This window comes from Mesorhizobium sp. M0062, from assembly GCF_040323125.1.
Taxonomy (GTDB): domain Bacteria; phylum Pseudomonadota; class Alphaproteobacteria; order Rhizobiales; family Rhizobiaceae; genus Mesorhizobium.
Genome location: NZ_JAMYUO010000012.1, coordinates 157816 through 169989, shown reverse-complemented (window position 1 = coordinate 169989; position 12174 = coordinate 157816). Strand labels below are relative to the sequence as shown.

Below are 12174 nucleotides of genomic sequence, written 5' to 3'. Positions count from 1 at the left end.
GCCGTCATCAACAAGCGATTCGTGTGTCATCGCAGTGTAGAATCACACCCGATTCCGCAGGGCAATACCTATCTTAGCGCCTATGGGTCAAAGGGGGCGCTCACGAGCCGCCTAATCGATAGACCGGGATGCCGAGCTTGCGGGCCTTGTCGGCGAGGTTCTCCTGAATGCCGGTGCCGGGAAAGATGATGACGCCGATCGGCATGACCGCCAACATCTGGTCGTTGCGCTTAAAGGGAGCGGCCTTGGCGTGTCTGCTCCAGTCGGGCTTGAAGGCGACCTGCGGCACCTTGCGATGATCGGCCCAGCGGGCGGCGATCTTTTCAGCGCCTTTGCGTGATCCGCCGTGCATCAGCACCATGTCGGGGTGCTTGGCGCGGATTTGGTCGAGCTTTGCCCAGATCATCTCGTGATCGGCGGTATCGCCGCCGGAGAAGGCGATCTTGGGGCCGGCCGGCAACATGACCTCGGTTTCCGCGCGCCGCCTGGCCGCGAGGAAGTCGCGGCTATCGATCATTGCGGCGGTGAGATGGTGGTGGTTTACCATCGACCCCGTGCGCGGTCGCCAGGCAGAACCGGTGTACTGATCGTAGTGTTCGGCGGCCTGGTCACGCATGAGCTCGAAGGCGCCCCGCCGTTCGATCATGGTCTGGCCCTGGGCGGTGAGTGTCTCGAGTTCAACCGCCTTGATCTCGCTGCCATCCTGTTCGCGCTGCAGACAGCGCTGGGCCTGCTCGTTGTCTTCCAGTTGCCGCTCGATCCGTTGTACAGCTCGGTGGAAGACATTGGTTAGGGACCAGAGCAAGTCATCGAGGTCGGGTTCGAGGCGCGTGTCAGCCAGGGTGACGATGAGGGCGTCAAAGATGTCGGCCACGGCTCCGGCCACTTGGTCGCCACCGGGGAGCGGTCGCGGATCGGGCTCGTCCGCAAATGGTCGCCAGCCATAGAGCTGGAGTTCGGTGAGGATGTGATCGGTCGCAGAAGCGGCGTGGTGCGGTTCAGTGTCGTCGTGCTCTCTCATGGGGATACTCCCGTCGGTTTGACCGCGACCCTCGCGGCCTTCATGGCGACGAGAGCCCACGGGCGGGACGGTCCGACACCCGCAGCGATGCGGAGGGCCGGAGCGCAGCGGAGGATGGCGGCGGCCGACTATTTTGCCTCGCGATGGAAAGGCGTCGCGCCCGATCGCTGCCATTCGCGACCAGTCGCGCGCGCCGGAAAATAGTCGGCCGCCGCCATTGCCTGGCCGGCCAGTTCGTGGGCCGATCGCCCTCTCGAAGGCCGGGTCTCGGCTCTCTGCCGGCGGGTCACTCATCCATGCGCCGCACCGGCACCGTGCGCCGCGCGCTTCCCCTCCCGGCTCATGCCGCCTGTGTCAGATATCGGATGCGATCTTTGCGCATGAGCTGGTCTGCAATCGAGGCCCGGAAGGCCGCAAGTCCGAAGCGGCTGAGGTCTTCGTTGAAGTCTTGCATCGCTGGCGACAGCACGATTGCATCGATTCCGGCGTCCGTCGCGCGCTCGAGCAGGCTGTCGCGGGCACCGTCACCGGCCGGATCGTTGTCGCGGATGACATAGAGCCGGCGCAGGGTTGGCGGGAACAGGATGGCGGCTAGATGGGCTGCCGAGAGTGCCGCAGCCATCGCCATATCGGGCAAGGCGCATCTGAGCGACAGCGTCGTCTCAATGCCCTCGCCTGCCGCCATGACGCTGCCGGGTGCACCGAAGCGGACGGCGTGACCCAGAAGGTCACCCATTGCGCGACGCGGCGTGTCGACGAGCGCCTTGCCGGTGCCGTCCGGTGCGAGCCAGGTGCGGTGCGCGCCGGTCAAATGTCCATCAAGGTCGGTGACAGCAGCGATCATTGCCGGCAAGGTCTCGGTCGGTCCATGATCGCCGGGCCGGTAGTAGCAGCGCGGATGGAACCGCAGCGATCCGGTGCCGGACAAAGTCGCAATGCCACGTCCACGCAAATAGGTTTCCACGAGGGTGCCGATAATGGGCTTCGACATGGCGACCAGTCGGCGAGCCGCTTCCGGAGATCCAATGGGGACCTGCGTGATCGGCGCGGCCGGTCGGGGTGGCATGGCATCTGGCATAGCGAGAAACAGGCGCGCCTCATCGGCGACGTCCCGGAAGTTGACCAGTCCGAGGGATTCGCGGATGACGTCGAGCAGGTCGCCATGCTCGCCGGTAGCGGCGTCGGTCCATTTGCCTGGCGGTCCCTTCGGGGATGGCTGCAGACGCACGAACGTCGAGCGGCCCGGCGCATTGCGGACGTCGCCGACGCTCCAATAGTTGCCCTGGCGACGGCCATTGGAGAGGTAGTGGCGGCACACCGCCTCGGCATGTTCGGCGAGGCGGTGTGCGAGGTCGGATGCAGCGTGACGCGGAATCATGCAGCCTCCCGCTCACTGACCCGCTCGATTGGGAAGCGGTCGAGCACGCGCTCCAGCACGGCGAGCCCGTTGGCGTCGATCGGCACGAACATCCTGAGCTTCCACGAAATGATCTCGTGGAAGAGACCGTAGGCGGTGAGGCGCTCCCGCATCATGTCGGTGAAGCCCGACAGTTCGATGCGCCACGCGCCCATGACGCGGCTGCGGCGAAGCTGGAGACCCTCGGCGAGATCAAGGATCGTCCGCCCGTCGATCAGCGCCGCGAGCGCCTGCTCGGGCGATAGCGATGCGACGCCTGTCGCCGTGGCGTTGGCGGCCCAGGCCGGCGTGACAAGGCGACCAATTATGCGCTCGCCCTCGTCGGTCTGAAGTCGAAAAACGCGGGTCGACTCGTTTGGCAGACGCTTCCAGATCGGCAACAACAGGCCCGTCACCATGTGCAGCACGGCATCGGCAAACTCGGGAGTCTCGGCGACCTCCGCATTCCATGCTGCAGCGAAAGCTTCACGGTGGGCCTCGACCCAGCGGGTTTCGCCCATAGCCTTGAGCGGCATGTTCTGGCCTTCCATTGGCCGGATCAGGCGGACCCGCGGCTCGATCTCGCCGTCGTCGAGCATGATGCTGGTGGTTGGGATCTGCACGGCGGCGCGGCCAGATTGCTCGTTGATCAGTAGGATGGCGCGCAAATCGCGAAGGTGATGGAGCGCCGCATCGAGCATGACGGGCCGATTGCGCTTGCGCTGGGTGATCGTCAGCAGCCGCGTTTCGGCGCCGGTGCGCGGATGGGCGTAGATGACCTGCCGGTCGGTGATGACGAAGCTCTCGGCCCGCAGGGTCTCCAGCCCGGTGTCATAGGTGCCCGAGGCGATGGCGCCACCGATCCGAGCGGCCAGAAGCTGCTCGAAGGCGCCGAACAGCACGCCCTGCACTTCGATGGTCAGCGCCAACAGGCGATTGAGGAAGGTGGTGATCGGCGGCAACTCGTCCTTGATGCCGTTGTTGTCCATCAGCTTGAGACCGGTCGCCGCCTCGAAACGCTGGAGTGTGCAACCCTCGACCTTGCCGCGTACGATCAGGAGATAGAGCTGCCGCAAGGCATCGCCGGCATAGTGGCTTTCAAGATTGTCCTCTGGCCGGAACAGCCCTTGGCCACCGGTCTGGCGCTGGCCGCGCGTGATTGCGCCCAACGTGTCGAGACGGCGGGAGATCGTCGAGAGGAAGCGCTTTTCCGCCTTCACATTGGTCGAGATCGGCCGGAACAGCGGCGGCTGCGCCTGATTGGTCCGATGCGTGCGGCCCAGGCCCTGGATGGCGGTGTCGGCCTTCCACCCGGCTTCGAGCAGATAATGCACACGCAGCCGCGTGTTCCGTGCCAAGAGTTCGGCATGGTAGGAGCGACCCGTCCCGCCGGCGTCGGAAAACACCAGAACGCGCTTCTGATCGTCCATGAAGGACTGCGCCTCGGCCAGATTTGCCGACCCTGCTCGGTGCTCGACGACCAGGCGGTCGCGCTTGCGCACGATGCGGCGCGAGCGGCCAGTGACTTCGGCGACGAGGTCCGCGCCGAAATGTTGGACGATCTGGTCGAGCGCGCCGGGGACAGGCGTCAAGCTGGCGAGTTTCGCGATCAGCTCGTCGCGCCGGGCGACCGCCTCGCGGCTCTCGACCGGCTGGCCATCGCGGTAGACCGGGCGCGACGACAGATTGCCCTCCGAATCCGTGAAGGGCTCGTAGAGCTGCACCGGGAAGGAATGAGCGAGGTAGTCGAGGACGTATTCGCGCGGCGTGATATCGACGCGAACATCGTTCCATTCCTCGGTCGGCAACTCGGCCAGCCGCCGCTCCATGAGCGCCTCACCCGTCGAGACGATCTGGACAACGGCCGCATGGCCCTCCTCCAGATCGCCGGTGATGGATTTGATCAGGGTCGGTGTCTTCATGCTGGTCAACAAATGGCCGAAGAAGCGCTGCTTGGCGCTTTCAAAGGCGCTGCGCGCGGTCGACTTGGCCTGGGCATTGAGCGTGCCGGTGCTGCCGGTGATGTTGGCCGCCTGCATCGCAGCATCGAGATTGTTGTGGATGACGCCGAAGGCCCCAGCGTACGCGTCATAGATGCGGACCTGTTCGGGCGTCAGCTCATGCTCGAGCAGTTCGTATTCGACACCGTTGAAAGAGAGCGAGCGGGCGGTATAGAGGCCAAGTGCCCTGAGGTCGCGTGCCAGTACTTCCATCGCCGCCACGCCGCCAGCCTCGATCGCCTCGACGAACTCGGCGCGGGTCGAGAATGGAAAATGCTCGCCGCCCCAGAGGCCGAGCCGCTGGGCATAGGCGAGATTGTGCACGGTGGTGGCGCCAGTCGCCGACACATAGACGATGCGGGCATTCGGCAGGGCGTGCTGTAGCCTCAGGCCGGCACGGCCTTGCTGGGAGGGAGCGGCGTCGCCGCGTTCGCTCTTGCCGCCACCGGCATTTTGCATGGCGTGCGCCTCGTCGAAGATGATGACCCCATCGAAATCCGGACCCAACCATTCGACGATCTGCTTGACCCGCGAAAGCCTCTCGCCGCGATCGTCGGACCGCAGCGTGGCATAGGTGGTGAACAGGATGCCGTCCGCCAGCGTGATCGGCCTGCCCTGCGGGAAGCGGGAGAGCGGGGTGACCAGCAAGCGCTCCATGCCGAGCGCGGACCAGTCGCGCTGCGCATCCTCGATGAGCTTGTCTGACTTGGAGATCCAGACGGCCTTGCGACGGCCCTGCATCCAATTGTCTAGGATTACGGCGGCGGACTCGCGGCCCTTGCCTACACCGGTACCGTCGCCGATCATGAAGCCTTGCCGGAAGCGCACGGCCCGCGCCGCGTCATCTGCCGCCGCGCTAATTACGTCAAAGGTATCGTCGAGCGTCCAGGCGCCGGCGAGATACTCGGCGTGAGCATCGCCCGCATAGATGACGGTCTCGAGCTGCGCGTCCGAGAGCAGGTCAAGGACGTTCTTCGGCAGGCGCGGCCGATAACTCGGCTTGGGCGGCGCGACCGAGGCCATGGCCGCCGATTGCACGAGTTGGGTGGGGTGCGGCTGCGCGCCGGGAATGCGGATCGCCTGAAGCGCGTAGTCCTCGTAGATGGCGTCGCTGATGTGGCCGCCCTCGGCGGCCTTCCAGTCGAGCACCTGATAGGCGAGCTCAACGGCATCGGGATCAGTGAGCGGTGGCCGCGGTGTTATTCTTGCCGTGGGACCAAGATAGCCGCGCACTGTGCGGGGTGCGGCCGACGACGATGTGGGAGTTGCACCTGCGGGTATGGTGACCGGCAGCCGTGCCGGCACATGCTCGCCGACCCATGCGATCAGCGTCGCGGCATCCGGGGCAACGCCCTGATCTGCCGGGAACACGTCCGGATCGTCCGCCGGCACCCGGTCGATGACGGTGAGGCGTGTCGGAAAGGTCGTGCCATGCTTGGCGTAGGCCGAGCCGTCGATGGCGGCGGAGAAGACGATGCGGCCACGTTCCTGCAGGCGAGTAAAGGCGGCGGTCCAGGCCGGGTGGTCGGGCGCGAAGTTCGCACCGGTAATCGTCACCAGCCGCCCGCCGGGCGCAAGGCGCGCCAGGGCCGAGGCGATGTGCCGCCAGGCCGCGTCGGCCATGCGGCCCTCGACGTTGGCCATGACCGAAAAGGGCGGGTTCATCAGCACCACGCTCGGCACGGCGCCGGGATAGAGATGGTCGTCGATCTGGGCGGCGTCGAAGCGGCTGGCGCAGACGGCCGGAAAGAGGCCGGAGAGAAGTGCCGCGCGGGTTTCGGCAAGCTCGTTGAGAATGAGCGAGGCGCCGGCTATCTCGGCCAGGATGGCGAGCAGCCCGGTGCCGGCGGAAGGCTCCAGCACACGGTCGGCCGGCGTGATGGCAGCGGCCGTTGCGGCGACCATGCCGAGCGGAATCGGCGTCGAGAACTGCTGGAAGGTCTGTGCTTCTTCGGATCGGCGGGTATGCGTCGGCATGAGCCGGGCGATCTTCGACAATGCTGACAGCCGGAGAGCCGGAGACGCGGCCTTGCGGAACAACGCCTTTCCGTACTTGCGCAGGAAAAGGACCGTCGCAGCCTCGCAGGCATCGTAGGCCTGCTTCCAGTCCCAGGCGCCGGCGGCGTCGGAGGCGCCGAATGCGGCTTCCATCGCCGCGCGCAACTTTGGCGCGTCGATGCTGTCGCCGCGCTCGAGATGGGGAAGCAGAAGGCCGGCGGCGGCGAAGATAGCGCCGGCTGCACCGGTTTGGGGGAGCGGGAGCGGCGCGGCTGCGGGAACTGCCACAGCGGGCGAGATCATGTACATGGTGTGAACCTCGGGAGAGCGGGGACAGGATCGAGCCGCGCGGCGCTCTCTCTGGACCGTGCGGATTCAAAACCATCCCGGCTCGCCTCTCCCTCTCTGGCCTCCACCGAAGCCAAAATGAAACAAGCGCCCCGCCATGAGGTGGAGCGCTTGCCGGTATCAACCGATCTCGATCATATTCCGCCGTCAGGCCCCGACTTCTGTAGGAAACCATTGGCGCTGTCGGGATCGGGCGGCAGGTAGGCATCATAGGGATTGCCGTCGGCAAGATGAGCGAACGGCGTGAACTCGTAGTGAAGAAGAAAGGGCCGAGCGACCCGCGCCACTCCGCCGACGGTGCTATCCGGCGGCGACCGCGTGTGCGGCAGTCTCATGGGTGGCCGAGCCGTCCTCGTCATCACCGGCCAGGAATTCGGGGAGGTCAGCTTCCTCGCCCACATTCGGCCGGGCGGCGTCATTGCCGCGAAGGCGGAGCGGTTCGGGTAGCCAGCCACTATCGGCCAGGAGGCGCTCGGCCTCTTTGGCCATGTCGGCCTTCTTGAGATGGTCGATAAGCTGGGCGGCCTGGTCGCCGGCGCCTTCGCGCACGGCTTCGAGAATGCGGGACTTGGTGACGCGACCGAGATAGTTATCCACCGTCGGCCGCCAGCCGGCATCTACCATGTCAAGCCCGGTGGCACGGGACAACCGATCGGCTTCACGCCGGCGCTGATCGAGTCCATGCTGGGAAACGCCGCTGCCGTAGGGATTGGGTCGTTCGAACAAGGCGTTGATCCCATAGCTGACGCAATGCGCCAGCAGCGTCTGCCGGCTTGCTTCATCGAGTCCGTCGAGCCACGCCCATAGGGCCTCGTCGTCATCCAGTGGAATGTCGCTCTTCCATGCCTCATGGCGCTCATGGACGGCCTTGGCCGCAGGGCTGTCCTTGAGACCGACGTCCTGCCACGGCAAGTGGACATGTCGGACGAAGGCCTCGACGCAGCCGATGGCGGAACGCTGACCGAAGGTGTCGAGGACGAGCCGGTGCAAGAGCGCCGTGATGGCCACATGCCGGTTCTCGGCCAGTGCGTTGCGCAGCGCCAACGTGCGATGGGCAGTAAGTTCGATGACCAGGCGCTCGGGTAGCGGCTTGATGGTGTCGCCGTCATCCTCCTCAGGCTCGGACGCCTGCGCGCCGATGGTGATAATCGCGCGGGCCGAAGGATTGTGTCTGCTGTCTTCGTTCTCGGTGGCGCAACCTGGCTCGGCCGAGTGGCCGTCGACCGCCTGCATCGCTTCGTCCTCGGGGCGCACATGGGCCCGATCGACGACGAGATCGCCATCACGATCGATGCTGATGAACACACCGGCGCGGGCGATCTCGGCCCCATCGTAGTGCATCGGCCGGCTCTCGAAGGCCTCAAGCGCGGTCTCGATTTGACCGAGGCGCTGATCGACATCGTCGGGGAGTTCGTCGGATTCGCCATACTCGGCTTCCAGCCGGTCGTACTCCGCTCGCAGGGCTTCGCGTTCCGCCCGCTCCGCGTCGGTCAGACCGACGGGGGTGCCAGCGATTGCCCGCAGACCGTGATTGTACCCGTAGGGCAGATCGGCATCGACCACGATCCACTTCCAGCCCTCCGCCGCGATTTCGTCGGCGATCGACTTCAGCCTATCGCCGACCAAGCGGTCGAGCAGAGCGGGGTCCTGCAGCCAGCCGCCATTGTCGGCCTCGAACAGGTCGCGCAGCACCACGCCGCCGGCAGCGACATACGCGTCGACACCGACGAACAGCGCCCGGCGATCGCTTGCCCGCACAGTGGTCTCCGTCAGCAGGCGCCGGATCTGCTGCGGCTCCTTCGACCAGGAGTTTTCGAGCGCCTCCCAGACCTGCTCCTGACGGGCGTGATCGTCGGTCACGGTGAACGCCATGAGCTGCTCGAGCTTCATGCCATCCTGCTCGTAAATCTCCTGCAGCTTGGCCGAAACCCTGGCCAGCCTGAGGCGCTGCTGCACGAATGTTGCGGAGACGAAGAAGCGTGCGGCAATCTCCTCATGGCTCGCGCCCTGGTCATGAAGTGTCTGGAAGGCGCGAAACATGTCGAGCGGATGTAAATCTTCGCGCTGAAAATTCTCGGCCAGCGAGTCCTCCTCGATCGGGACCGCGCTGTGGGCGTCGCTTATGACGCAGGGAACTGGCTCGGTCTTGCTCATGCGCTTCTGCTTGACCAGCAGTTCCAGCGCGCGATAGCGGCGCCCGCCAGCCGGCACCTCAAACATGCCGGTCTCGTTGCCCTCGCCGTCCAACACTGGCCGGACGTTGAGGCTCTGGAGCAGGCCGCGCCGAGCGATCGACGCGGCGAGGTCCTCTATGGTTTCCCCGCGCTTGATGCGCCGGACATTGGACTGGCTCAGCATCAGCTTGTTGAAGGGGATGTCACGTGAAGCGTTGAGGGTGATCTTCTGCTTGGGCGTAGCCATGTGGACTATCTCCGCGACGGGCGGCCGAAACTCTCTCGTCCTCCAAACCCGTCAAAAAAGACGGGCGCAGCCCTCTCACTCTGAGGACTGAGCCGCACCGAAGATCCAGAGGTGGGGACAGGGCCGCAGACACGACTGCGCATCTGCGGCTTGCGGATTACAAGCTGAGATCTCACTCGCCGTCTCGGCCAGATTGGCCGGCATGGTCGAGTTGCGTTCGGGGTCGCGAAGGTTTCCGCCCCGGCGGACCGCCTCTGCCCAGACGGAAATCGGCAGGTCGGTGCCAAAGAGCATGTCCCGCTCGATGCCGATGCCGAGAGGCAGCCGGATCGACGTCATCTCGAGCGCGGTTGCGAGCCAATTCCTTCGCCGAGTTGATTTGAAGAGCTTCACCACCCGTACGTGTTCGGCGTCGCGATCGCGGCTATTGGCGAGCAGGCACGCGCAGTTCCTCGGTGAGAACGATCATGCCGCCCTCTTCTCGATTTCGACCTCATCGACGCTGGCGGGCCCTGCCCTGGTTCCGTTGTCGGGTTGCGGAAGGAAGGCGAGCAACCAGTCGGCTGCCTTGCTGGCTTGGGAGGCGGCACGCACGATGGCTCGGTTGTCTTCGCGCAGGACGTCGAGCCAGGAGGCCAGGTAATCGGCGTGGCGCACGGTCGGCGCAATACCTCGCGAGGCGCAGCAGAAGGCTGCGTTCATTTCGGCGACCAGTTCCTCGAAAGCATATCGCTTTGTGCCGAAGGCGCCGCCGAGGTCACGGCCGACGCGGGAGGGATGGCCGGTCGCATGGCCAAGCTCGTGCAGGGCGGTGCGGTGCCAGTCAATGGTCTCGAAATACGCCTGCGGAGGCGGCACCTGCACGTAGTCGTGCGCCGGCACATAATAGGCGCTATTGCCGCCGATGCGGAAATCGATCCCTGTCGCCTTGATCAGTGCCTCGACGGCCGGTTCGATCAGTCCGGGCTCTGGTGCGGGCGGAAACACCGCCAGATCGTCGGGCAGATTTTCGCATTGCGCGACGTTGAAGACGGTGAAGCGCTTCAGAAACTGTATGGCCCGTGCTGCCTCGCCGGTCTCCCGCGCGCGTTTCTTCTCGTCGTCAGGGATGAAGCGGTCAGAATAGACGACGGTGGTCCGTGTTCGCCCTTGCGGACATGGCCGCCCAGCGATAGCGCCTGGCGGAAAGTCAGCCAGCCCTGGACGGGAAAGCCATGCTCGACGACCGCACCCCAAAGGATCAGCACGTTGATCCCCGAATAGGCACGGCCAGAGGCGGCATTGGCCGGCATGGCGAGGGGTGCTTGCGCCGCCGCCGTGCCCCAGGGCACCCAGGGAAAGCGCCCAGCCTCCAGCTCGGCGATGATCTTGTTGGTGATGTCATCATAGAGGCTTGCCCGGTCGGCGCCGGCGCGAGCGTAATGTCTGGACATCGGGTTTCTCCGCGACGGGCGCCGGAGGCCTCTCCTCCAGCTCTCAACCCGTCACGGCAAACCGGTCCGTACTCTCGCTCTAGAGGCTAGCCCAGGCCTCGAGGGGGACGCTCCCGGACTTGGGGCAAAGGCGGTCCGCGCCAATCAGTAGTGTCGCTGACCTATGGTTATTGCTGCCGGACTGCGTGCCGAATGCGGTCGGTAAGCGTTTGTGCGACGTCGAAATAACCTTCCCAGGCTTCGCGCAACTGAGCCCGCGCGGCGGCGGCGAAGACATCGAAGCCGTTGGCGTTTTTCGCAGGTGGGCAACTCATCCCAGCTGACAGGCACCGCGCACGACGCCCCCGCGCGTGCCCGAGTCGACCAGGGGCAGATTGCAGTGGAGCCCTGGCCGTTGCGCAGGTAATCGAGAAACATTCGGCCCTTGCGCTTCGCCTTGCTCATATTGGCGACGAAGCGCAACGGATCTGTACGGGCCAGCAGTTCGGCGAAGTCCTGGCAGAAGCTCTTGACCTCGTCCCAGTCTGCCTCCGGGAGGAGCAGGACGACCACATGAACGCCCTTGCCGCCGGACAGCAACGGCCACGACTGCAATCCAAGCGCTTCCAGAATGCTCCGAATGTCGAGGGCTGCCTGCTTGACGGCAGCAAAGCCCAAGCCCTGTCGGGGTCGATGTCGAAGATCATGCGGTGCGGCAGATCCGGCTGCTGGCGACGGCTTCCCCAGATGTGGAATTCGAGCACGTTCGTCTGGACGCCCGCGATCAGCCCAGCCAAGTCATCGACCACGAGATGCGGCTTTCCTTACCGGACACCTTCTCCAAGTGGCCATCATGGATGGCCCTGGGCACGCCTGGCAGGTTGTGCTTCTGAAGAAGGTCTGCTGCAGGTCGCCGTGAGTATCGCGCACCAGCGACAGCGGCCGATCCTGAATGTGCGGCAGCATCTTCTCGGCGACCACTGCGTAGTAGGCGGCGAGCGTGGATTTGGTCACCTTGGTGCCTGGATACATGACCTTGTCCGGATGCGTCAGCTTGACGCCGACAGCAGCGGCGATCTCGTTGCCGGATCGAGATTGGCCGAGTCTCTGGGCCGTTTGCGCCTTTTGTTGAGAGTGCCGTCTACTCGGACATGAGGAACTCGGATACATGTCAATACGCTGCCTGGGATTCGGTTCCATGCCCAAGCACCGCGCCGGCGACCGTCGGCGCTCAAGGAAGAACGGCGCATAAGCCGCAGTCCTGCGCGCGGCCGCAACAGCGGACAATTGTCACGCGCAGGACGGAGGAAATTCGCCCCCCGCCGCGGGCGGTGAACAGGACAGCCGTAGGAGCGTCAGCATAGCGCCGGCCGCAGGACGGGACGCGGGACCGACTGTCCCCGTCCGCGGTGGTCCGCATGTTTTGGTTCGAAGCCCACCGGCTGAGATCGCGCAGTTCAGTTCTCGACAGTCCGACCGCTGATCCGCGATGATGCAAACAGGATTGAACCACACCAGAGCCGAGTTTGGCTGCAAGAAATCGATCTGGTCTTGCACCCTTTCGGCTTCTTCCTCAAT

At 65.1% G+C, this 12174-nt stretch carries 6 protein-coding genes and 3 pseudogenes; all 9 read right to left on the bottom strand.

Annotated elements, in window-relative coordinates; translation table 11 throughout:
- Positions 1-100: 100 nt before the first annotated feature.
- Positions 101-1021 (bottom strand): DUF2493 domain-containing protein, encoded by a 921-nt coding sequence (locus NKJ64_RS16790; RefSeq protein WP_023690439.1) that lies wholly within the window; start codon positions 1019-1021, stop codon positions 101-103.
- A 340-nt stretch (positions 1022-1361) separates the two neighbouring features.
- Complete coding sequence (locus tag NKJ64_RS16785; protein ID WP_023815815.1) at positions 1362-2399, bottom strand: DUF7146 domain-containing protein; 1038 nt, start codon at positions 2397-2399, stop codon at positions 1362-1364.
- Positions 2396-6724: a strawberry notch-like NTP hydrolase domain-containing protein gene (locus tag NKJ64_RS16780; protein WP_352462980.1), complete on the bottom strand. Its 4329-nt coding sequence runs from the start codon at positions 6722-6724 to the stop codon at positions 2396-2398. Before NKJ64_RS16780 ends, NKJ64_RS16785 begins: the two co-directional genes overlap by 4 nt.
- Positions 6725-6897: 173 nt before the next feature.
- Positions 6898-7017: pseudogene (locus NKJ64_RS30515) on the bottom strand (DUF6117 family protein); the annotation flags it as partial.
- 46 nt (positions 7018-7063) lie between these two features.
- The gene (locus tag NKJ64_RS16770) at positions 7064-9184 is read right to left on the bottom strand and encodes a ParB/RepB/Spo0J family partition protein (RefSeq protein WP_352462979.1); all 2121 of its coding nucleotides are present in this window, start codon (positions 9182-9184) and stop codon (positions 7064-7066) included.
- Positions 9185-9259: 75 nt separating this feature from the next.
- Complete coding sequence (locus NKJ64_RS16765) at positions 9260-9580, bottom strand: DUF2958 domain-containing protein (RefSeq protein ID WP_352462978.1); 321 nt, start codon at positions 9578-9580, stop codon at positions 9260-9262.
- A 69-nt stretch (positions 9581-9649) separates the two neighbouring features.
- Positions 9650-10617, bottom strand: a pseudogene (locus tag NKJ64_RS16760) (ArdC family protein).
- A gap of 144 nt (positions 10618-10761) precedes the next feature.
- Positions 10762-11360: pseudogene (gene ligD / locus NKJ64_RS16755) on the bottom strand (non-homologous end-joining DNA ligase LigD).
- A 34-nt stretch (positions 11361-11394) separates the two neighbouring features.
- The gene (ligD, locus tag NKJ64_RS16750) at positions 11395-11796 is read right to left on the bottom strand and encodes a non-homologous end-joining DNA ligase LigD (protein ID WP_352462977.1); all 402 of its coding nucleotides are present in this window, start codon (positions 11794-11796) and stop codon (positions 11395-11397) included.
- Between the last annotated feature and the right edge of the window lie 378 nt (positions 11797-12174).

Excerpts from the sequence above, each read along its gene's own strand:
- NKJ64_RS16790 (WP_023690439.1), bottom strand. The coding sequence starts at position 1,021 with ATGAGAGAGCACGACGACACTGAACCGCACCACGCCGCTTCTGCGACC.
- NKJ64_RS16785 (WP_023815815.1), bottom strand. The coding sequence starts at position 2,399 with ATGATTCCGCGTCACGCTGCATCCGACCTCGCACACCGCCTCGCCGAA.
- NKJ64_RS16780 (WP_352462980.1), bottom strand. The coding sequence starts at position 6,724 with ATGTACATGATCTCGCCCGCTGTGGCAGTTCCCGCAGCCGCGCCGCTC.
- NKJ64_RS16770 (WP_352462979.1), bottom strand. The coding sequence starts at position 9,184 with ATGGCTACGCCCAAGCAGAAGATCACCCTCAACGCTTCACGTGACATC.
- ligD (WP_352462977.1), bottom strand. The coding sequence starts at position 11,796 with ATGGAACCGAATCCCAGGCAGCGTATTGACATGTATCCGAGTTCCTCA.